Annotated in this window: 15 protein-coding genes; 3 read left to right on the top strand and 12 right to left on the bottom strand. The window is 70.8% G+C overall.

Features of this window, described 5'->3' with window-relative positions; translation table 11 throughout:
• Window positions 1–163 precede the first annotated feature (163 nt).
• Window positions 164–1,771, top strand: a complete 1,608-nt coding sequence (locus ACN28A_RS21610; protein WP_421397429.1) for an ABC-F family ATP-binding cassette domain-containing protein — start codon at window positions 164–166, stop codon at window positions 1,769–1,771.
• Window positions 1,772–1,816: 45 nt separating this feature from the next.
• Here the strand turns inward: ACN28A_RS21610 and ACN28A_RS21605 are convergent, their stop codons facing one another.
• From ACN28A_RS21605 to ACN28A_RS21595, 3 genes are all read right to left on the bottom strand, one after another.
• Window positions 1,817–2,878 (bottom strand): IS110 family transposase, encoded by a 1,062-nt coding sequence (locus ACN28A_RS21605; protein WP_421397428.1) that lies wholly within the window; start codon window positions 2,876–2,878, stop codon window positions 1,817–1,819.
• Between the two features lie 252 nt (window positions 2,879–3,130).
• Window positions 3,131–4,141, bottom strand: coding sequence for a DUF6346 domain-containing protein (locus tag ACN28A_RS21600; RefSeq protein WP_421397426.1), 1,011 nt, complete (start codon window positions 4,139–4,141; stop codon window positions 3,131–3,133).
• Between the two features lie 10 nt (window positions 4,142–4,151).
• Window positions 4,152–10,538, bottom strand: coding sequence for an RHS repeat-associated core domain-containing protein (locus ACN28A_RS21595; RefSeq protein WP_421404553.1), 6,387 nt, complete (start codon window positions 10,536–10,538; stop codon window positions 4,152–4,154).
• A gap of 423 nt (window positions 10,539–10,961) precedes the next feature.
• On the opposite strand from ACN28A_RS21595, the gene ACN28A_RS21590 reads away from it, so the two are divergent.
• Complete coding sequence (locus tag ACN28A_RS21590; RefSeq protein WP_421397425.1) at window positions 10,962–14,648, top strand: ricin-type beta-trefoil lectin domain protein; 3,687 nt, start codon at window positions 10,962–10,964, stop codon at window positions 14,646–14,648.
• Between the two features lie 17 nt (window positions 14,649–14,665).
• Here ACN28A_RS21590 and rdgB read toward each other — a convergent pair whose 3' ends face one another.
• The 7 genes from rdgB to ACN28A_RS21555 all read right to left on the bottom strand — a co-directional run bounded on the left by rdgB (window position 14,666) and on the right by ACN28A_RS21555 (window position 19,821).
• Complete coding sequence (rdgB, locus tag ACN28A_RS21585) at window positions 14,666–15,280, bottom strand: RdgB/HAM1 family non-canonical purine NTP pyrophosphatase (RefSeq protein ID WP_421397424.1); 615 nt, start codon at window positions 15,278–15,280, stop codon at window positions 14,666–14,668.
• Window positions 15,277–16,005, bottom strand: coding sequence for a ribonuclease PH (gene rph / locus ACN28A_RS21580; RefSeq protein WP_421397422.1), 729 nt, complete (start codon window positions 16,003–16,005; stop codon window positions 15,277–15,279). Before rph ends, rdgB begins: the two co-directional genes overlap by 4 nt.
• Before the next feature lie 225 nt (window positions 16,006–16,230).
• Window positions 16,231–16,977: an MBL fold metallo-hydrolase gene (locus ACN28A_RS21575; protein WP_421397421.1), complete on the bottom strand. Its 747-nt coding sequence runs from the start codon at window positions 16,975–16,977 to the stop codon at window positions 16,231–16,233.
• Between the two features lie 280 nt (window positions 16,978–17,257).
• Entirely contained in the window at window positions 17,258–17,734 is a 477-nt protein-coding gene (locus ACN28A_RS21570; RefSeq protein WP_421397420.1) for a hypothetical protein, read from the bottom strand.
• A 143-nt stretch (window positions 17,735–17,877) separates the two neighbouring features.
• Window positions 17,878–18,843: a PLP-dependent cysteine synthase family protein gene (locus ACN28A_RS21565; RefSeq protein ID WP_421397419.1), complete on the bottom strand. Its 966-nt coding sequence runs from the start codon at window positions 18,841–18,843 to the stop codon at window positions 17,878–17,880.
• A gap of 10 nt (window positions 18,844–18,853) precedes the next feature.
• Entirely contained in the window at window positions 18,854–19,261 is a 408-nt protein-coding gene (locus ACN28A_RS21560; protein WP_421397418.1) for a MoaD/ThiS family protein, read from the bottom strand.
• A gap of 71 nt (window positions 19,262–19,332) precedes the next feature.
• Entirely contained in the window at window positions 19,333–19,821 is a 489-nt protein-coding gene (locus ACN28A_RS21555; protein ID WP_421397417.1) for a Mov34/MPN/PAD-1 family protein, read from the bottom strand.
• A gap of 155 nt (window positions 19,822–19,976) precedes the next feature.
• Between ACN28A_RS21555 and ACN28A_RS21550 the strand changes: the two genes are divergently transcribed.
• The gene (locus ACN28A_RS21550) at window positions 19,977–20,837 is read left to right on the top strand and encodes an aldo/keto reductase (RefSeq protein ID WP_421397416.1); all 861 of its coding nucleotides are present in this window, start codon (window positions 19,977–19,979) and stop codon (window positions 20,835–20,837) included.
• A gap of 33 nt (window positions 20,838–20,870) precedes the next feature.
• Here ACN28A_RS21550 and ACN28A_RS21545 read toward each other — a convergent pair whose 3' ends face one another.
• The gene (locus ACN28A_RS21545) at window positions 20,871–21,392 is read right to left on the bottom strand and encodes a DUF2017 domain-containing protein (protein ID WP_421397415.1); all 522 of its coding nucleotides are present in this window, start codon (window positions 21,390–21,392) and stop codon (window positions 20,871–20,873) included.
• Window positions 21,368–21,658, bottom strand: a complete 291-nt coding sequence (gene clpS, locus ACN28A_RS21540; RefSeq protein WP_421397414.1) for an ATP-dependent Clp protease adapter ClpS — start codon at window positions 21,656–21,658, stop codon at window positions 21,368–21,370. The genes ACN28A_RS21545 and clpS overlap by 25 nt, the downstream gene beginning before the upstream one ends.
• Window positions 21,659–21,661: the final 3 nt, after the last annotated feature.

Here is a 21,661-nt window from a genome sequence, read left to right as displayed (position 1 = left end):
ACCCGGCTGGACCGGTCCCGGCGGAGATGGAGGATCCGTTGCGACGACCGGCCGGGGCCGGTTATGTTGAACGCGATGTGAGCCGCTGACACTTCCCGCGCCCGCGCCCGAGGCACCTCTGCCCGGCGGGCGAAAGGCTCGATTTCCGCACGGTGGTGTCGCGATGTCCCAGTCTGCCCTGCTCGCCCATGACCTCGTCCGTACCCTCGGTGGCCGCCGGGTGCTCGACGGCGTCTCCCTGACCGCCGCGCCCGGACACCGGATCGGGTTGATCGGCGAGAACGGCGCCGGCAAGTCCACCCTGCTCCGGCTGCTCGCCGGGGCGGACGAACCGGACGGCGGCGACGTCGTCCGGCCGCCCGAACTCGGCTTCCTGCACCAGGAGATGCCGTTCGAACCCACCTCGACGATCACCGACGTACTCGACGACGCCCTCCGGGAGGCCCGTGCGGACCTCGCCGAACTCGACCGGCTCAGCCAGGCGCTCGCCGACACCCCCGACGACGCGGCGGGCTATCCCGACCTGCTCGGCTGCTACGGCGAGCGGCTGGACAGCGCGGAGCGGCACGCGGCCTGGGACGCGGACCGGCGGGCCGAGATCGTTCTCGCCGGGCTCGGCCTCGGCGACCTGGCGCACGACCGCACTCTCGCCTCGCTCTCCGGTGGGCAGCGCGGCCGGCTCGCCCTGGCGGCGCTGCTGGTCCGCCGCCCCGGCGCACTGCTGCTCGACGAGCCCACGAACCACCTCGACGACGCCGCCGCCGTGTTCCTGGAGGAGCAGTTGCGCGAGTTGCCCGGAGTGGTGGTGGTGGCCAGTCACGACCGGGCCTTCCTGGACGCCGTCTGCACCGACCTGCTCGACCTCGACCCGTCGGTCGACGGCCCGACCCGGTACGGCGGCAACTACACCGACTACCAGGCGGAGAAGCGGGCCGAACGGGACCGCTGGCAGCGGCGGTTCGCGCAGGAGCAGGAGGAACTCGCCGAGCTGCGGCACTCGGCCGCGGTGACCGCGCACCAGGTGGCACCGGGCCGGGCGAAGCGGGACAGCGAGAAGATGGGCTACGGCCACACCACCGGCCGGGTGCAGCAGCAGATCTCCCGCCGGGTACGCAACGCCACCCGCCGCCTCGACGAACTCGAACGCGACCAGGTGCGCAAGCCGCCGGAGCCGCTGCGGTTCCGGGCCACCGGGCTGGCCAGCAGATCGCCGGACGGGATCCTGCTGTCGCTGCGGGACCTCCGGGTGCCCGGCCGGCTCACCCTCGACCGGCTCGACGTGCAGGCCACCGACCGGCTGCTGGTCACCGGGCCGAACGGCGCCGGCAAGTCCACCCTGCTGGCGGTACTGGCCGGACGGCTGCCCGCCGAGGGCGAGCTGCACCGGCGCAGCGGCCTGACGGTGGGGCTGCTCACCCAGGACACCGTCTTCGACCGCCCCGACCGTACGGTGCGGGACACCTACGAGCAGCTGCTCGGGGCGGCCCGGGCCGAGGCCGTACCGCTGCGCTCGCTCGGCCTGCTCGGTCCGCGTGACCTGGCGCGGCCGGTCGGGGAACTCTCGGTCGGCCAGCGTCGCCGGCTCGCGCTGGCGCTGCTGGTGGCGGATCCGCCCGCGCTGCTGCTGCTCGACGAGCCGACGAACCATCTCTCGCCCCGGCTCGCCGACGAGCTGGAGGAGGCGCTGGGCGGCGGGCCGGGCGCGATAGTGGTGGCCAGCCACGACCGGTGGCTGCGCTCCCGCTGGCCGGGCCGGGAACTCCGGCTGTGAACCCCGGACCGTCCGGGGTGCCGACCGGAACCCCGGGCGACGCTCCTATGGTGCGTCAAGTGGTTGGGGTGGGGTTTCGAGGCGTCGGTAGAGCTCTCGGGTGATGTAGCGCTTGAGGCAGCGTTTGATTTCGCGGTCGGTTTTGCCTTGGGCTCGGCGGCGGTCGGCGTAGGCGCGGGTGCGTTCGTCGTAGCGGAGTCGGGACAGGGTGATGGTGTGTAGGGCGCGGTTGAGTTGGCGGTCGCCGGATCGGTTGAGGCGGTAGCGGATGGTTTGGCCGGATGAGGCGGGGATGGGTGCGGTGCCGGCGAGCATCGCGAAGGCGGCGTCGTCGCGGCAGCGGCCGGGGTGGGACCAGGCGGTCAGGACGGTGGCGGCGACAATCGGGCCGACCCCGGTCAGGGTGAGTAGATCCGGTCGCCAGGACCGCACGATGGTGCGGATCGCCGCCTCGTGGCCGGCGGCTTCGGTTTCCAGGGCGCGGATGCGTCGGGCGAGGTCGCGCAGCACTGTCAGCGCGGTGGTGATCTCGATGTCACCGGCGGTGGTCGTGGGTCGTAGCCGGACAGCGGTAGTGATCATCGCCCGGGTGGTCTGGCTGCGGAATCGGGCACGGACCGCCTCGGGGGAGGTGATGACCATCGCCTGTAGCTGCCGCTGGGCGGCGGTGGCGGCCTCAACCGCGGCGCGGCGGGCGGTCAGCCGCATCTGCCACGCGGCCCGTTCGGGTCCGGTTTTAGGCTGGGCCAGGTGGGTGCGGGCGAGGGCGTCACGGGCGGCGCGTTCGGCGTCGATCGGGTCGGACTTCGCCCCAGCCCGGCGGGCGGGCCGCTTCGGCCGGTCCAGTTCGACGACCAGCTCACCGGCGTCGGCGAGGTGGCGGTGCAGGCCGGCGCCGTAGCCGCCGGCGCCTTCCATCGCCCAGGCCCGCAACCCTGAGTGCCGCTCGGCCAGGTCAAGCAGCTCGGTGTACCCGTCCGGGTCGGTGGTGACCGTCGCCCGGTCCAGCACCGCGCCGGTACGGGCGTCGAGGATCGCGGCGGTGTGGGTGTGTTTGTGGGTGTCGACGCCGATGACGACCTCGACCAGTTCTGTCAGCATGGACATGCGTTCTCTCCTCACCCGTGGGGACGCGACGGTCCGGTCCGGTGCGGAGATGGCAGGACTGTGATGAGACACGCCAGCCGCTAACTGGCGGTCAAGCTCCTGATCAGGCCAAATATCTCCCGCCGGGCCGGCGCCGGCAGCAGCGGGCGGACAAGTCGCGTCAAAGGCACAGAGCCAGTCAGACGAAGGGTCACGCCCACTACTGCCGACTATCAGCTCACCACTGATGAACCGACCCCGCCATGCTCACAGTCAGAGGAACGTCGAGAGCAGCCAGAAGAGCCCGACATTGAGTGCGACCACCGCGAGCAGAAACCGCCCGCCGGACCTCTGGAACCAGCTCTCCGCCGCGTCGGTGCCGGCGTCCGGGGCCGCCTCGACCCGCAGCACGCCGGAGGCGGTGGCGTCGGCCGGGGCTTCGTACTCGACGACCGTCTCGATGCCGTCGAGCACGGTCACCGTCGCGGTGACCCCGCCGATCACGGCGCCCTCCGGGAGCACGGCGGAGACCGCCACCGGGTGCGGTCCAGGCGCCAGCCGGAAACGGTGGGTGGACCAGTGAAGGACGTCGAGGTCGGTGCCGCCGACCGACAGCTTCGGTCGGCTCTGCTCGTAGACCGCCGCGAGCGGATCCGGGTACCGGAAACGGATCAGCAGCGAACCGGTTCCCGGGGCCATCGGGCCCAACGGCTCGTACGGCGAGTCGACGGGTGACGGTTCGGGCGGCGGAGACCGCGGGGTCTGCTCCGCCCTGGGCGAGCGCCTGCCGAACCAGCGCACGGCCCGGGTCGGGCCGAGCAGACCGATCAACAGGGCGGTGCCGCCGACAAAGGCGGTGATCGTCAGCACCGCCAGCGACAGCAGTGCGGCGATCCAGCCGAGAATGCCGAGGAGCAGGTTGCGGCCTTCCCGGGTGAACGAGCAGTCGTCCGGCTCCATCCGGGAGCAGTAGCCGACCAGGGTGGGAGGCCGGTCCCGGTCGTCGGGTGTGACGACCGACGGGCCGACGACCGACGACACGGTACGCCCGTCCGGCAGGGTGACCGTGACCTCGCAGATCCACCAGTAGCCGAGGCCGGCGGCGCTGACCGGACCGACCCGGTCGCACGCGCCGACCCGGGCGGTGCCGGTCACCCGCTCACCGGAAGCCCGGGGAGGCTCCCCGGCGTACAGGTTCCGTACGCCGAGGAGCATCCCGCAGACGGCCAGACCGACGACGTAGCCGACGATCGCGGCGAGGAGCGCCCGCCAGCGTGTCCGCACCGGACCGATGTTACGAGAAGAGGTTTCCGAGGAACCCGTTGATCCCGTTCAGCGGGTTGAACCGACCCAGATTCTTGAAGTCGTCATAGTTCGAGGGCACATAGCCGCCGACCGTACCACCCACGACCATCATGGTCGGATCCGACGAGAGCACCCGCCTGGTGACCCGGGGACCCATCTTGGTCTTAGCGAGGGTGTTGAACGCTCGCATCGTCTGGCTCCGCTCACTGAAAGAACTCTTTATGTGAGACGGAGTGAACCCCTTCTTGATTTCGTGGCCGATCGTCCTGATCGAAGGCCGGACCTTTCCTCGGCCGGCCTTCTGCCAACCTTCGCTGAGGAGGCGCGACGCCCCGACTTTGCCTGCCATTTTGCCCACGCCCGCCTTGACGATTCCGCTCACCAGGTTGGTGGCCCCGGCGCCGAACGCGCCCATGAGGGCTCCGACACCCGTGTTCAGCACGATCTTTCCGAGGCTGTCGCCCTTGAGATAGGAGGACAGGCCCGAGCCGACCGCACCCGCAGCGGCGCCGCAGGCCAGCGCCGCTGTCCCGAGGGTCACTGCCGTGCAGGTCAGGCCGACGGTGACCCCGGCGATGACCCCGACGAGGTCCGGGTTCCGCTTCGCCCAGCGGACGCTGGCGTCCCAGCCGCCCTTGGCCTTGCAGAGCCAGTTGCACTTCTTCTTCTTCGGCGGCGAGCCCTTGTCGTCGCCACCGCCGCCACCGCTCTTCTTCGGCGGGCGAGGCGGAGCCTTCCATCCGTTGGCGGCGTTGTTGGTGGCGTTCTTGGTGGCGGTCGGCGACCTGTCGATGTTCTTCGGACCGCAGTTGTACTTCGCACACGGCGTCTGGCTGTCGTACGCGTTCGTGCCACCGGGATCGGACCGGTTCACCGGATCGTCACCCGCGTACGTGTATCCGCCGATCTGGTTCGGGTCCTCCGTGTTCAACAGCGGGTCGACGCTGACGAACCGCCCCGCCGCCGGATCGTAGTGCCGGGCACCGAGCACGGTCAGCCCGGTCGCCGAGTCGGTCGGTTTGCCGAGGAAGCCCCGGCTGTTCGGCCAACTGGTCGGTGCCGTCCCGCGCGGCGCGCCGTACGGGGTGAACGCCCGCCACTTCGGGTTGGTGCCGTTGTTGTCCAGGCTCAGCGTGCCGGTACCCAGCCGGTCGTTCATCAGGTAGCTGTACGCGCCGGCGGTCGTGCCGGTGCGGACGCAGGTGGTGCCGTCCGCTCCGGAGTAGTAGCGCCGGCCGCTGACCGTACCGTTGGCCGTGTTGAGCGTCAGCTCCTGGCCGGGCAGGTAGAGGACGGCGTTCTTCTCCTTCAGGTTGCGCTGGAGCAGCAGTTCGCCGTCGGCGTCGTAGACGTAGCTGGCCTCGGTGCCCGAACCGTTGCGGACCCCGGTGAGCCGCCCGTCGGTGTCCCAGTCGAGGGTCTGGGTACCGCGCTCCGGAGTGGTCCGGGTGGTGGTGTTGCCCAGGGCGTCGTACTGGAAACTCCGGGTGGTGGTGCCGGCCGGTCCGGTGGTCTGCTCGGTGCGTACGGCGTGCGGCTGGCTGCCGCCGGCCGCCGGGTAGCTGTACGTCGTGGTGGTGTCACCACTGCCACCCGGCAACCCGTGTCGGACCTCCTTGGTCCGGTCACCGACGTCGTTGTACGTCCAGCTCGTCCAGTACGGGTTGATCCCGCCGACGGTGGCGTTGCTGCCGCCGCCGGAGAGGTCGGCCGCGCAGTCGTCGGTCGCGGTCCACGCGGTGCCGAGCCGGCCGAGCAGGTCGTAGCGGAAGCACTGGGTCTCCCGCTGCGCCGCCGAGTTGCGGGAGTCGACGACCTTTGTCACCTTGCCGGACGCGTTGTGGGTGTAGACCACGTCGTTCATCCGCGAGTTGCCGGTGCCGTTGCGGTCGACGTACGTGTTGGCCAGCCGCTTGCTGTGCTCGTCGTAGACGTAGGTCGTCCAGGCGGTGTTCGTGGTGCCGAAGCCGAACTTGCTCTGCGACACCTGCCCGAACGCGTTGTACCTGGTCGAGTCGACGTAGTTGCCGAGCGAGCTGCCGACTCCCGAGGGCAGGTCCAGCGCGGTGTAGGTGTGGTTCACCGTCTCCGCCGGCAGGCCACCGCCGGCCGGGAAGAGCGACTTCTTCAGCAGCCCGTTGGTCGGGGTGTACTCCCGGCCGAAGCTGTAGGTGCCGGCGAGGGTGCCGTTGGCCGGGTCGGCCGGGATGGTGACGTTCACCCCGACCTCGTCACCCCAGACGTTGTAGCCGGTCGGTGCGGTGACGTACGCCTTTCCGTTGTCGTAGCTGGTCGAGCTGGCCAGCTCGCCGATGCCGTTGGTGATGGTCGTCGAGTCGTAGGTCCAGATCGCTCTGGGCGGGGCCGTCGCGCTGGCGCCGTCGTACTCGCCGGTCTGCCGGTCGAGCGCGTCGTAGGTGCTGGTGACCGTCCGGCCGAGCGGGTCCCTCGCCGAGGTGACGTTGCCGTTCGCGTCGTAGCCCAGCTCGCTGGTGCCGGCGTCCGGGTCCGTCGTCCGGATCGCCCTGCCCCGCAGGTCGAAGGTGGTGATCCAGGAGTTGCCGTCGTCGTCGGTGATCCGGTCCTGGTTGCCCCGGCGGTCGTACCCGTAGCTGATCTTCACCGGGTTGCCGCCGCTGACCACCGAGCCGCTGACCGCGGGCACCGACCGGTAGCTCGACCGCTCGACGGTACGGCCGCGGCCGTCCGTCACCACGGTCGTCGGGGTCCCGCCGTCCGGCGGGATGGTGGTGGTCCGGTCGCCGCCGTAGACCGACCGGGTCTGCCACTTGGTCTGGCCCTTGGACCTCGACACGATGAGCGTCTTGCGGCCCACCCCGTCGTAGCTGATCAGATCCTGGTTGGGGATCTGCTGGTCCTTTCCGACCATGTTCAGCATCGTGGTGTTCGGGGTGCTGGCGCTGTCGTGGTACTCGTTGTTCGCCATCCGCAGCCAGCCACGGGAGTCGTAGAACGAGTCGGTGACCAGCCGACCGCCGACCGGGCTCGAACTCTGCGTCTGCCGCGGCCGGGCCATCGCGTCGAAGAACTCCACCTCGACCTGGTAGGACCCGTCGTCGTTGAGCAGCGAGGTGGTGACCGTCGACGGAACCGAGTTGGAGACGACGTACGCGTACTTCTCGTGCGCGCCCTCGCTGAGACTGCGACCGGGCAGCCACACCCCGGTCAGCCGGCCCAGCGCGTCGTACCGCTGGGTCGTCTTCCGTTGGTTCTCGTCGATCTCCTCGATCTCCAGCCCGCGGGTCGGTTCGAGGACGGTCCGGATGACGTGGCCCTTGGGATTGGTGCTCGCGACTCCCGTGGTCAGGCCGTTCGTCATCGTGTACTCGGTCTTGGTCTTGTTGCCGTTCGCGTCGAACGACTCCACCGACCGGCCGTACTCGTCGTTCTTCGTCCGGGCGCCGACGACGTAGCCGCCCTCGGTGTAGTACTGGACGACGTTCACGGTCCCGGTGGTCGGCGCCGGCTGCGGCCAGCTGGTGGCGTAGGTCGGGGTGTCGAAGAACGCCCGGGTGCTGGAGATGACGTCCCCGGGGCGGCTCACCGTGCCGGGCGGGGTCTGCCCGTTGATCCCGGACCCGCCACAGGGCAGTGCGAACGTCTCGATCTGGGCGACCTTGTCGACGATGTGCGCCGTCACGTTCGTCGGCGCGTAGGTGGTCACCGCGCAGGTGGCCTGGCCCGGCTGGCTGACGTCTCCGTGGTCGTACGTCACCGTCGGCAGCCCCGTCGAGGTGGCGTAGCTGGTGTCGACCCGGGTGGTCCGCCAGGTGGTGGGGCTGGTCGAGGTGATCGCCGTGGTGGTCTTCGTCGACGCGACACGCACCATCTGCGCCGTCAGGTCGCCCACCGACCGCTTCCGGGTGGCGGTGGCCGGGCTGACCCAGTGGTCGGTGACGGTACTGTCGTGCACGGCGCCACCATCACCGTCGTACCGGACGACCTGCCGGACCGAACCGGCCAGGTGCTTGTTGTCCGGCACCTCCACCGCCGCTCCCGGCACGGTCACCGCCGTGGAGAGCTTCACCTTGGCGGTGCGGCGGCCGTTGTTCGGCAGCCGGTCGCCGTCCATGCCCCGGTAGTAGATCTCCTCGCTCAGCGTCTTCTGGTCGACGCCGGCACCGACCCGGGTCTGCACCCGGCCGAAGCCCCGCCACTGCCCGTAGGTGCGGTGCTTGTCCTTGACCACCTCGCTGTCGTCGAACGCCCACGCGCCGCCGTCGAGGTAGTCGTACTTCGTGTAGACCGGTGTGCCACCGCCGGTGGTGTCCTGGTCGGTGACCTCGGCGACCACGTACTTGTGGAACCAGTCGAGGGTCGGCTTGTCCGCGCCCTCCCTGGTCCAGTAGACCGGGTAGCAGAGCTTGGTGTTGCTCTCCGGCGCCAGGGTGACAGGTGCGGCGCACTCGGTGCGGTAGCCGATCCCGACCACCTCGCCGGTCTCGGTGGTGATTGTCGAGATCCGGTTGTGGTTCATCGCCGGAGCCCCGTCGAGCCCGTCGGCCCGGTTGGGCAGCTTGGTCGGCTCGAACGTCACCGGCGGCAGGGTGATGGCGCTCGTACCGGTGCCGCCCGTGTGCTGGATCGAGGCCAGCCAGAGCGCCGGGGTCGTGCCGTCGCCCGGCGCCGGGAAGGTGTGGGTCAGCGTGTGGGTGTCCACAGTGGTGTTGCCGGTGCCGTTGTTGACCTGGGTGACGATGCCGGTGAGCCGCAGCCGGGTCCAGAAGGTGACCGAGTGCATGTAGCAGTCACCTGTGGACTTGCAGTTCAGGTCGTACGGGGTGTCCGGCCACTTGTCCTTGTTCTTCTCGATGTTGGCCGGGGCGCAGACCGTCTCCGACTCCACGCACCGCTCCGCGTAGCTGAAGTCGACCCGGGCCGGGGCCCGCCCGGCGTACGGGTTCGGGTCGCGCAGCCCGTACTCGATGTAGTCGAGGTAGCCGCCCCGGGTGTACTTGACCGGGGTGAAGCTCTTGTTCGGCCCGTAGTAGCCGGTCTCGGTGCCGTAGTAGTACGCGATGGCGTTCTTGTCCGGGTCGACGACATAGTCGAGGTTCCACTTCCAGGCCATCTCGCAGTGCGAGTTGGCGAAGCCGGTCGACTTGTAGCAGGGGTCGCCGGAGCGGGGGTGGTAGACCCGCTGCGTCCACGTCGAGTTGGTGACCGGCTTCGTGCCGCTGTGTCCGGGCAGCTTGTTCTTTCCGAAGAAGTACTGCGTACCGTCCTGGGTGGTGATCTTCCAGTGCTCGCCGTTGTGGCTGCCGTTCTCGGCGCCGGGCAGCAGCTCGACCCGGGCGCCGTTGTCGCTGGAGAGCCGCCACTTGGTCGACACCGTCGGGTCGTAGACCAGGTCACCTGAGCCGGCGCCGAAGGAGACGCTGACGATCGGGCCGGCCCAGCACGAGTCGTTGGTCTTCGGCGCCGCCGAGTCGTCGGAACATGTCCGGTAGGTCCGTTCCACCGCACCCGGCGAATAGTCCCAGCCGTCGCCGATCGCCGACGACTGGTTGTTCGTGGAGACCTGCTGCCCGTCGACCGACTGGGACGAGTAGCTCAACTCGACATCCGGTGCCAGGTCACCCGGCACCGGCGGCACGTCGACCGGATAGCTGTACCCGAAGTCGCCCGAGCTGCCGCCGGCCGTCCAGGAGCCGGACGGCTTGAGCGGGGTCGCGCTGTAGTCGCCGGTGTCCCCGGACGCCCCGGCGGTGACCGCGAAGACTGCGGTCGTGGCGGCCGGCGCGGTCCCCTCGGCACGCTGGCCGGCAGGCAGCTCCAGCACCGCGCTGAGCTGGCCGTCCTCCCATCGGGTGGGTAGCGGAGTGCGGGTCCGGCAGACCGGTTCGGCCGGGGTGGTCGCGGCACAGGCCGGCAACGAGACCAGGCGGAGCCGGCGCGCCCAGTCCCCGCCGTACGCCCCGGCGATGCCCGACGGATCGACCCAGACCCGCACCTGGCCGGGCCTGTCGGTGCGCTCGCTCGGAGTGGCCTCGAGCAGCAGGCCGTCGATGCCGGCACGCTGGGCGGTCGTCCGGTCCGCCAGGGTCAGCCGGAGCGCCGACGGGCCGTCCGGGGTCTCCTTCGCGACGCGTACCGGCAACTTGCCGGCGGCCACCGCGGCGTCCTGGCCGGCGGATCGGCCGGCAGCCCCGGGGGCGGCGTCCAGCCGCACGGTCGCGGTGCCACCGGCCGGCCAGTCGACCCGTGGCGTCACCCAGCGCTCGCCGAAGTTCGGTGTGCGCTTCGGCGCCGGAGGCATCGGGGTACCCCGGACGCTGGACCAGCGCTGCTCGGCCGGCGGGGCGGCCTCGGCGGGGTCCGGGGACAGCGCCACCGCACCCAGCGTGGCCAGCATCACCAGGCCGAGGCCGGAGCCGGCGTACCGCCGGAGCGACTGGCGCGGGCGCCCGGCGGCCGGAAAGGCACCCCCTCCGGCCCGCGTGCGCCCATGGCAGATGATTGACGTAAATCGATGGATTCGGCGCTGGACTGCTTTCGTCATCCTGACGACCCCCGTGGTCTGCGATGCGGTGGCCGGACTCTACCGCCCGGAAATCCAAATAGGAAACTCTCGACTTTTCAGCGGTGGAGCCATATTGTGCGGCCCGCAGGGTCCACATGGTCCTGTCGCAATTGTTGCCCTATTCGGACAGACGGCCGCAATCAATCTATGTCGGCATCAACGGGGGATTGAATGGCTCACCATGTCTTCAGACGACGACTTCTTCGACCGGGGACCGTAGCGGCGCTGGGTCTGCTACTGGCCGCCTCGGGAACGGTGGCGCTCGCACCGGTCGCCGCGCAGGCGGGACCGGTACCCACCGGGCCGGCGAACCGGACCGACCGACCCGGCGACCCGGACCGCGCCGTCGCCAGAGCGAAACTGACCGGCCAATCAGTCGAGGTCAGCTCGGCGACCACGGCCACCTCCCGCACCGTCGCCAACCCGGACGGCACGTTCACCATGGACCTGAGCCCGCGGCCCACCCGGGTCAAGCGGGACGGCGGATGGGTGGCGCTCGACCCGACCCTGCGCCGCAACTCCGACGGCAGCTACAGTCCGGCCGCCGCACCGTACGACCTGGTGCTCTCCGGCGGCGGCACCGACCCGTTCGCGCTGGTCACCAACGGCGACAGCGAACTCGGCCTGCGCTTCCCGTCCCGGTTGCCGGCACCGACGGTCGCCGGCGCGACCGCGACCTACCCGGCAGTGCTGCCCGGGGTCGACCTGGTGGTCACCGCCAACGAACAGGGCGGCTTCGCGCACGCACTGGTGATCAGGAACGCCGCGGCCGCCGCCGACCCGGCGGTGCGGAACCTCACCCTCCCGCTCGTCACCCGCAACGCGACGGTACGCACCATGCCCGACGGCGGCCTGACCGCCGAGGACCGGCACGGCCGCACCGTGTTCAGCGCCCCCGCCCCCGAAATCTGGGACTCCGGCGTCCCGACCGGGGAACAGGCGGTCGGAACGGGCAGCCCACAGCGCTCCACCCCCACCGAGGCCAGCCCTGCGGCGAAACGCGCACCGGTGACCGCCCGGGTCACCGGTGACGCCCTCACCCTCTCGCCGGACCCGGCCCTGCTCGCCGACCCGGACCTGCGCTACCCGCTCTACCTGGATCCGGCGTGGAACGCCAACTCGACCGCGCCGACCCGCAACGCCTGGACGTACGTCGACAGCGCCCGCAAGGACAACTCGTACTGGAACAACTCCGGACGGGCCCGCGTCGGCTACAACGGCTGGGAGTCGCCGTACTACGTCGGCCGGTCGTACTTCCAGTTCCCGGTCGCGAGCGCGCTCTGGGACGCCAACATCATCAGCGCGACGCTGCAGACCAAGTCGGTCTGGTCGGCCAACAACAGCAACGACTACTACTTCAAGATCTTCCGGGTGGGCGTGATCAACAGCTCGACCACCTGGAACAAGCAGCCCACCCGGTACGAGCAGATCGACTCCCGGCAGCTCGCCGGGAACTGGCGCAGCGACGGCAGCGAGAACCCGAAGCAGCACGACTTCAACGTGCTCCCGCTGATCCGCAGCGCCGCCGCCGGCAAGTGGTCCACCGCCACCCTCGGTCTGATCAACAACCACGAGGGTGACAAGTACGCCTGGCGGAAGTTCCAGAACAACCCGACCATCTCCATCACCTTCAACTCGATCCCGCGTACCCCGGACCGGTATGCCACCAGCCCCTCGGTGCCGTGCAACAGCGACCCGGTCGGCCAGGTCGGCAACACCTCGGTGACCTTCTCGGCGAACCTCTCCGACCCGGACGGCACCCAGACGCAGCTCGAAGGCCAGTTCAGCATCGTCAACGAGACCACCGGCGCCACCGTCGCCTCGCCCAAGGTCACGGTCAGCAACAACAAGGTCGCCTCGGTCACCCTGCCCGCCAGCCAGTTCACGAACGGGCACCGGTACGCCTGGAACGTGCGGGCGTACGACGGCAGGGACACCAGTTCGGCGACGCCGACCTGCCGGTTCGTCTTCAACAGCGCGCAGCCGGCACCACCGAGGGTGACCTCCACGACGTACCCGGACGGGACCACCGGGGCTCCGGTCGGCACCCCCGGCAACTTCGTGCTCACCCCGCCCGCCGGCAGCGACCCGCCGATCAGCTACGTCTACAGCCTGAACACCGCGCCGCCGGCGACCGTGCCGCAGTCCTACGGTCCGTTCCGGGGTGGCACCCTGCTGCCGGCCCAGCCGAACAACGCGGCCACCACGGTCAGCATCACGCCGCGCCGGTTCGGCCCGAACATCCTGTACGTCTACGCCATCAACAGCGCCGGCAACCCGGGCCCGGTCAGCAGCTACCGGTTCAGCACCGACGCACCGGGTACGCCCGCCCCGACCGGTGACTTCACCGGCGACGGCCATCCCGACCACATCGCGATCGGCACCGTCTACCGGCCCGGGGCGTGGCTGTACGCCGCCACGGACGGCACCGGGAAACTGGCGACCGCGGTCCAGGTCGGCCTGGACGGCCCCGGCGGCGCCGGCAGCACCGGCGCACTCACCGACTGGACCGGCGCGAAGGCCAGCCCGCTCGACCTCAACGGCGACGGCGCACAGGACCTGCTGGTACGCCTGCCGCGCAGTGACGCCGACGGCAACGTGCACGTGCTGCCCGGCAACGGAGACGGCAGCACCTTCGACCCGGTCGACCGGATCCGGATCCAGCTGCCCCGGGTCGACGGCGAAGCCGGCAACCAGACCGTCGACCAGATCGTCGCCTCGCCCTGGCCCAGCATCACCGGCTCGCCGCTGCCGGACCTGTACGTGATCGTCGGCGACGTCCTCTACCTCTACCCGCCGGGCTTCCCGCCCGGGGCGTACGACGCGCCGATCCTGCTCAGCACCGGCTGGACCGGCCGGACCATCACCGCCGCCGCGGTCGGGGCCGACCCGGCGCTCTTCGCCCGGACCAACAGCACCGGCCGGCTGGAGCTGCTCACCGGGAACACCGCCGCCGGCACCCCGGCCGGGGTCACCGGCGGCCCGGTCACCGTCTACGCCACCAGCGGCTTCGACTCGGCGTCGACCCCGGTTATCGACGGCACCGACGTCAACCGGGACGGCCGGCCGGACCTCTGGACCAACCGGGGTAACAGCTCCATCGAGGGCCGGCTGAACACCGGCAGCAACACCCTGGCCGCGGCGGTGGCCAACTCGACCGGTGGCCAGGGCCTGCTCCGCTCGGCGGTCGCCGGCTTCTGCCTGGACAACAAGAGCGGCGCCACGACCGACCGGAACATCATCTGGGCGTACTCGTGCAACGCCGGACCTCCCGCGCAGGTCTGGCACGTCGTGGACGACGGCACCATCCGGATCGCCGGCAAGTGCCTGGACGTGACCGGCAACGGCACCGCGAACAAGACCCTGGTGCAGCTCTACACCTGTGCCGGGACCACCGGGCAGCGTTGGCAGCCCGGCCCGAACGGATCGCTGGTGAACCCGTCCTCCGGCCGTTGCCTGGACGCGCCGACCCCGGTCGGCAACGGCGCGCAGATGTACATCCACGACTGCAACGGCGGGTCGAACCAGAACTGGCGGCTGGACGGGACCGGCATCGGCTGGATCCGGTCGGCGTTCGCCGGCAAGTGCCTGGACAACAACCGGGGCGTCCTGGCGAACGCGAACAAGGTGCAGATCTGGGACTGCAACACCGGCACCTCGCAGGTCTGGGCGATGCTCGACGACGGCCGGATCCGGATCGGGGGGACGTACTGCCTCGACGTCGCGAGCTATGCCACCGCCAACAAGTCACCGGTGCACCTGTACGCCTGCCAGGCGGGTTCACCCACCAACCAGGAGTGGCGGATCGGGCCGAACTTCAGCCTGGTCAACCCGGTGTCGGGGCGCTGCCTGGACGTGCCGGACTCCAACACCACGAACGGGACGGGATTGCAGATCCACGACTGCAACGGCACCAACGCGCAGCGCTGGATGCCGTCCTGACCACCGCACCGCGGTAACTAGTTCACGTTGAGGGTCCTGGCCATCACCTTGGCCAGGGCCCGCAACGCCTTGCCCCGGTGGCTGATCGCGTCCTTCTCCGCCGGGGAGAGTTCGGCGTTCGTCCGGTCCTGCCCGTCGGCGAGGAATATCGGGTCGTAGCCGAAGCCGCCCTCGCCCCGGGGTGCCCGGAGCAGCCGCCCGGCCTGCCGGCCGTCGACCAGGTGCTCCTTGCCGCCGGGCAGCACCAGGGCGGCGGCGCAGACGAAGGCGCCGCCCCGGTGCTCGTCCGGCACGTCCGAGATCTGGGCGAGCACCAGTTCCAGGTTGGCCCGGTCGTCGCCGTGCCGGCCGGACCAGCGGGCGCTGAACACCCCCGGCATGCCGTTCAGGGCGTCCACCGCCAGCCCGGAGTCGTCGGCGATCGTCGGCAGGTTGGTCCACTTGACGCCCTCGCGCGCCTTGAGCAGGGCGTTCTCCCCGAAGGTCAGCCCGGTCTCCGGGACCTCCTGGTACTGCTCGACGTCGGCCAGCCCGACCAGTTCGACCCGCCGAGCCCCGAGGGCCTGGTCGAGGATCCGCTGGAGTTCGGTCAGCTTCTTGGCGTTGCGGGTCGCCAGCAGTACCCGGGTCATCCGGCCAGCGCCTTCCGCTGGGCCTCGGCCAACTCGGCGCAGCCGGCCACCCCGAGGTCGAGCAGCGCGTCGAGCTGGTCCCGGGCGAAGACGCCGGCCTCGCCGGTCCCCTGAACCTCGACGAAGTCCCCGGTGCCGGTGCACACCACGTTCATGTCGACCTCGGCCGCCACGTCCTCGACGTAGTTCAGGTCCAGCCTCGGCTCGCCCTCCAGCACGCCGACGCTCACCGCCGCCACCGATCGGTGCATCACCTTCGCCGGCTTACCGGCGAGTGCCTTCCGGTCGGCAAGCCAGTCCACCGCGTCGTGCAGTGCGACGTACGCCCCGGTGATGGCCGCGGTCCGGGTGCCGCCGTCGGCCTGCAGCACGTCGCAGTCCAGCACGATCGAGTTCTCGCCGAGCGCCTTCAGGTCGATGCAGGCCCGCAGGCTCCGGCCGACCAGCCGGGAGATCTCGTGGGTCCGGCCGCCGACCTTGCCCCGGACGCTCTCCCGGTCCGACCGGGTGGTGGTGGAGCGGGGCAGCATCGAATACTCGGCGGTGACCCAGCCCAGGCCGGAGCCCTTGCGCCAGCGCGGCACCCCCTCGGTGACGCTGGCCGTGCAGAGCACCCGGGTGTCGCCGAACTCGACGAGAACGGATCCCTCCGGATGGATGCTCCAGCGTCGGGTCAGGGTCACCGGTCGGAGTTGGTCGGGCCGCCGCCCGTCAGGTCGCGCCATCCCCGCAGCCTATGTGTTCGCCCGGACGCCCCGTCCGAGGGTGTCCGGATGACGGATCCGGCGGGTCAGCCGATCCGGCGGGGTCCGCCGACCCGACCACGTTGCCGATTCGACGGCGCTGCCGGCCAGACAAGATTGCCGACCCGACAAGGTTGCCGACCCGACGGCGTTGCCGAGCCGACGGGTTCGCCGGCCTGACCGCGTTGCCGATCCGTCGGCGGCGGGCTAGACGTCGTAGCGGGCGCCGGGGCGGACGATCTCCACCGGGCCGGCGAAGGCGCCCAGGGCCTCCTCGTGGGTCACCGCCTCGCTGCCCCAGGCGGCGACCAGGTGGGTCAGGAGCAGCCGCCCCACCTCCGCCTTGGTGGCGATCTCGCCCGCCTCGCGCCCGGTCAGGTGCAGGTCCGGCGGGTTCTCCACCCCGTCCAGGTAACTGGCCTCGCAGAGGAAGATGTCGGCGCGGTGGGCCAGCCGGAGCAGCGACTCGCAGGGGGCGGTGTCGGAGGAGTAGCAGAGGGACCGGCCGCCGTGCTCCAGCCGGACCCCGTAGGTCTCCACCGGATGGTTGACCCGGTCGACGGTGACCGAGAACGGCCCGATCGGAAACGTCCCGGGTTGCAGGCCGTAGAAGGTGTAGACGTCGTCCAGCACCCCCTCGTCCAGGCTGTACGCGCTGGCGAGCCGGTCCGGTGCGCCGCTCGGGGCGTACACCGGGAGGGCTGGATAGGGGCCGTCCGGGGCGTACCGGCGCACCACGATGTAGGGGATGGCGTCGAGGATGTGGTCGCCGTGCAGGTGGGTCAGCAGGATCGCGTCGACCGCCTTGAGCCCGACGTAGCGCTGGAGGGCGGAGAGCGAACCGGAGCCGAAGTCGAGCAGCAGGCGGAAGCCGTCGGCCTCGACCAGGTAGGCGGAACAGGCCGATTCGGGACCCGGAAAACTGCCCGCGCAGCCGAGAATGGTCAATCGCATCAAGTCGTCCCGCCATTACTGATGGTCACGGACAGCCCGCCGACCAACACGTCGATGATCAATGCCGGAAGGTCTGTCACGGTGCGCAGCCTACGCCGCGACACCTGGGCACAAGAAAGATCTGCACTCAGTTGTCGCCAACGTGACATCCGGTCCGGGCGACCCCGCCCGGTACGGGCCAGACGCCGCAATCGGCCCTACCGTTACGTTCCGTCACCTTCGGCGGGCATGTCGGTATCCAGGGTCCGGCCGGTCAGCCAAACACCCTCGGTCACCGCCGTCAGAGGCAGCACCAGCAGTAGAGACCGTCGCCCTCGGACCGGGCCGCCCGAGCCAGCGCGGCCAGATCGGTGAGGACCGACTCCGCCATCTCCCGGTCGGGTCCGAAGACGCTCAACTCCTCGATGCCGATCCACCGGGCGGCCAGCCCCGGCACCCGCTCGCCGGTCACCCCGGCCAGTGCGTCCCGCGCCCGCTCCCCCACGGTCAGCACCCACGGGCCGTCGTGGTCGCCGCCGTCCGTCTGCTCCGGCGCCGGCCAGACCAGGTCGCCCGGCACCAGGCCCGGCTGCCACGGCTCGTCGAGGACGAAACCGACCAGCCGGCCGAGGACGACAGTCGGATCGAGGCCCTTCAGGGCCAACACACCCGTCCACGGATGTGCCGTCGGGTCCGGCGAGCAGCCTCCGGTCGCGGCCATCAGCGCCCGCACGGCGTCGTCGTCCGGCGCCCGGAAGTAGTCGTAGAGCACGCCCACCAGAACCTCCCCGCCGGCCTCGCGCGCCCCTCGCGGTCGGCCGGGGACATCAGACCAGCCGGGTACGACAACAGCGGCCGGAGCGCCGCCGGCCGGGTCGGAGCGGATCGTCCGCCCCGATCCGGCCGGCCGGGATCAGTCGGTCACGCCCAGAGTTGCCCGTCCAGGGCGTCCTCGGCGTCGGCGAGTGTGCCGCCGTAGGCGCCGGTCGACAGGTATTTCCAGCCGCCGTCGGCGACCAGGAACGCGACGTCGGCCCGGCGGCCGGCCTTGACCGCCTCGTGCGCCACCGCGAGCGCGGCGTGCAGGATCGCCCCGGTGGAGAAGCCGGCGAAGATCCCCTCCACCTCGACGAGCTGCCGGGTGCGGAGTACGGCGTCCCGGGTGCCGACCGAGAAGCGCCGGGTCAGCACGGTGGCGTCGTACAGCTCGGGGACGTAGCCCTCGTCGATGTTGCGCAGCCCGTAGACGAGTTCGCCGTACCGGGGCTCGGCGGCGACGATCTCGATTTCGTCGACCTTCTCCCGCAGGTAGCGGCCGGTCCCCATCAGGGTGCCGGTGGTGCCGAGCCCGGCCACGAAGTGCGTGATGGTGGGCAGGTCGTGCAGCAGCTCCGGACCCGTGGTCTCGTAGTGCGCCCGCGCGTTGCCACCGTTGCCGTACTGGTAGAGCATCACCCAGTCCGGGTGGTCGGCGGCGATCTGCTTCGCCGTCGCCACCGCCTGGTTCGAGCCACCGGCCGCCGGCGAAAAAATGATCTCGGCGCCGTACATCCGGAGCAGTTGCACCCGCTCCGCCGAGACGTTCTCCGGCATCACGCAGACCAGCCGGTAGCCGCGCAGCTTCGCCACCATCGCCAGCGAGATCCCGGTGTTGCCGCTCGTCGGTTCGAGGATGGTGTCACCCGGGCGGAGCCGGCCGGCCTGCTCGGCCTCGCGGACCATGAACATCGCCGGCCGGTCCTTGACGCTGCCGGTCGGATTCCGGTCCTCCAGCTTCGCCCAGAGCCGCACCGGCGGTGCCCCGTCGGGCACCGTCGGCGACAGCCGGGGCAGCCCCACCAGCGGGGTACCGCCGCACGCGTCGAGCAGGCTGTCGTACCGCGTCATCGCGGCCGCCTCAGCCCGCGGCGGCCGGGGCCGGCACCGACGTGCCGTGCCCGGGGATCGCGGCGGACGCCGCACCGGGCCCGGTCATCGCGGCTGCCGCCGCGCCGTGCCCGATGATCGCGGCTGCCGCGGCGAAGCCGAACGCGCCGCCGGCCACCGCCGGCAGGATGGTGACGGTGTCCCCGTCGGAGAGCTTGGCGTCCAGCGCGCCGAGGAAGCGGACGTCCTCGTCGTTGACGTAGACGTTGACGAAGCGGTGCAGCGCGCCCTGCTCGGTGACCAGCCGGCCACGCAGGCCGGAGTACCTGCCGTCCAGGTCGGACAGCAGGTCGTTGAGCGAGTCGCCGGACCCCTCGACGACCTTGGCGCCGCCGGTGTAGCTGCGCAGGATGGTGGGGATGCGAACCTCGATAGCCATGACTTGGGTGCTCCTTGGGAGAACGACGGAGTGCGGAACGGACTACGACAACGGCTGCTGAGCTGTGGAGGTCAGCGGCCGGAACACTCGTAGTCGACCGTCGCCGGGCTCTGCCCGAACATGTACGACTGCACGGCGTTCGGATCCACCGTGGCGTCGACGACCCGGACCGGCTCCTCGGTCACCACCCCGTCCACGATCCGGAACGACCGGATCTCCGCGGTCTCCGGGTCACGCGTGGAGACCAGCAGGTAGTGCGCGCCCGGCTCACCGGCGAACGAGATGTCGGTGCGGGACGGATAGGGCTCGGTCGCGGTGTGCGAGTGGTAGATGACCACCGGCTCCTCGTCGCGATCGTCCATCTCCCGCCAGACCCGCAACTGCTCCATCGAGTCGAACTCGTAGAACGTCATCGAGCGTGCGGCGTTCACCATCGGGATGTGCCGGGTCGGGGTGTCGGCGCCGGCCGGGCCGGCGACCACGCCGCACGCCTCGTCCGGGTGGTCCCGGCGGGCGTGCGCGACGATCGCCTCGACTATCGACCGGTCGATGCTCAGCACAGGCCCAGCCTACCGCCTGTCCGGCCGCCCCGGAGCGGTCGATCCCGGCCGGCGGGAGTGGCCGACCTCACGTGCCCCGACCGGGCGGACGGAGCCGGCCTGTGGCAGAAAGAGGCGGAAAGAGCAGAGACAGGCGACTGCGAGGAGGCAGTGCGATGAAGTTCCGCCGCATCGGAAACACCGAGGTGAGCGCCGTCGGTCTCGGCGGCATGCCGATGTCGATCGAGGGACGCCCCGACGAGGAACGATCGGTCCGCACCATCCACGCCGCGCTGGACGCCGGTGTCACCCTGATCGACACCGCGGACGCGTACCACCTGCACGCGGACGAGGTGGGGCACAACGAGTCGTTGATCGCCCGGGCGCTGGCCAGCTACGGCGGGGACACCTCCGGGGTACTGGTCGCCACCAAGGGTGGGCACCTGCGCCCCGGCGACGGGAGCTGGACCGTGAACAGCTCACCTGACTACCTGCGGCGTGCCTGCGAGGCGTCGTGCAAGCGGCTCGGGGTGGAGGCGATCGGGCTCTACCAGCACCACCGCCCCGACCCGAAGGTCCCGTACGCCGACTCGATCGGGGCGATCCGGGAGCTGGTCGACGCCGGCAAGGTGCTGATGGCCGGCATCTCCAACGCCGACCCGGAGCAGATCCGGCTGGCCCGGGAGATCCTCGGCGACCGCCTGGTCTCGGTGCAGAACCAGTACTCGCCGGCGTTCCGGAGCTCGGAGCCGGAGCTGGCACTCTGCGACGAGCTGGACCTGGCCTTCCTGCCCTGGTCCCCGCTGGGCGGGATCGCCCGGGCCGGCGAGCTGGGCAGCCGGTTCGCGCCGTTCGCCGAGGTCGCCGCCGCCCGGGGCGTCAGCCCGCAGCAGGTCTGCCTGGCCTGGCTGCTGGCCAGGTCGCCACGGGTGGTCCCGATCCCCGGATCGAGCCGGCCGGAGACGATCCGGGACTCGGCGGCCGCCACCGAACTCCAGCTCGACGCCGACGAGCTGGCCGCACTCGATGCGGCCTGAGCCGCCGCCGTTCGGTCGGGACGGGAGTGCCGTTCAGTCGACAAGCGCGGTGAGCAGGGACTCCTGGAGATAGCCCAGGTAGGCGTAGATGGAGAGCTGGAAGGCGCGGGTCGAGGTCGGGTCGTGCAACACCGCGTCGTCCAGCTCGTCGCCGAGGTCGGTGTCGGCGGAGATGTCCAGGCGTACGCCCATCGCCAGCCGGGCGTCGTTCAGCGCCCGCAGCCACGCCTCGGCCGCCTCCGCGTCGAGGCGTACCTCGCCGCCGGTGGGCGGCGGCAGCGCGGCGAGTACCGCACCCGCCTGGTCGATCTTGGCGGTCTTCAGGTCACCCTCGGTGTACTGCCGGAACTCGGCCGAGTCGCCCGGGCTCTCCGGATAGGTGTCCGGAAAGAGCCGCCCGACGACCGGGTCGGAGTGGTCGAAGCCATCCGTGAGCAGGCCCACCACCTCGGAGGCGACCTTGCGGAGCACCCGCACCTCGTCGGCACCGAAGGTGGCGACGCAGTGCTCGCCCTGTCGACGGAACGTGCTCACGCCCGGTCCACCGTCGCCCACAGCCCGTACGCGTGCAGCTGGGAGGCGTCGTGCTCCATCCGCTCGCGGGCGCCGCTGGACACCACCGCCTTGCCCTTGTGGTGCACGTCGAGCATCAGTTTCTCGGCCTTCTCGTGGCTGTAGCCGAACAGTTTCTGGAACACCCACGTCACGTACGACATCAGGTTGACCGGGTCGTCCCAGACGATCGTCACCCATGCCCGGTCGGCGACCGGCACCTCTTCGGTGTCCGGCGCGTCGACCGGTGCAACCTGTGGAGCGGCCATGCC

The organism is Plantactinospora sp. WMMB782, from assembly GCF_049179135.1.
Taxonomy (GTDB): Bacteria; Actinomycetota; Actinomycetes; order Mycobacteriales; family Micromonosporaceae; genus Plantactinospora.
Note: the sequence above shows the minus strand (reverse complement) of the source record. Positions and strands in the feature narration are given on the sequence as shown.

What these genes read in the sequence shown, in the direction of transcription:
- ACN28A_RS21610 (WP_421397429.1), top strand. Translation starts at nt 164, where the DNA reads ATGTCCCAGTCTGCCCTGCTCGCCCATGACCTCGTCCGTACCCTCGGT.
- ACN28A_RS21605 (WP_421397428.1), bottom strand. Translation starts at nt 2,878, where the DNA reads ATGTCCATGCTGACAGAACTGGTCGAGGTCGTCATCGGCGTCGACACC.
- ACN28A_RS21595 (WP_421404553.1), bottom strand. Translation starts at nt 10,538, where the DNA reads ATGCTGGCCACGCTGGGTGCGGTGGCGCTGTCCCCGGACCCCGCCGAG.
- rdgB (WP_421397424.1), bottom strand. Translation starts at nt 15,280, where the DNA reads ATGACCCGGGTACTGCTGGCGACCCGCAACGCCAAGAAGCTGACCGAA.
- rph (WP_421397422.1), bottom strand. Translation starts at nt 16,005, where the DNA reads ATGGCGCGACCTGACGGGCGGCGGCCCGACCAACTCCGACCGGTGACC.
- ACN28A_RS21575 (WP_421397421.1), bottom strand. Translation starts at nt 16,977, where the DNA reads ATGCGATTGACCATTCTCGGCTGCGCGGGCAGTTTTCCGGGTCCCGAA.
- ACN28A_RS21565 (WP_421397419.1), bottom strand. Translation starts at nt 18,843, where the DNA reads ATGACGCGGTACGACAGCCTGCTCGACGCGTGCGGCGGTACCCCGCTG.
- ACN28A_RS21560 (WP_421397418.1), bottom strand. Translation starts at nt 19,261, where the DNA reads ATGGCTATCGAGGTTCGCATCCCCACCATCCTGCGCAGCTACACCGGC.
- ACN28A_RS21550 (WP_421397416.1), top strand. Translation starts at nt 19,977, where the DNA reads ATGAAGTTCCGCCGCATCGGAAACACCGAGGTGAGCGCCGTCGGTCTC.
- clpS (WP_421397414.1), bottom strand. Translation starts at nt 21,658, where the DNA reads ATGGCCGCTCCACAGGTTGCACCGGTCGACGCGCCGGACACCGAAGAG.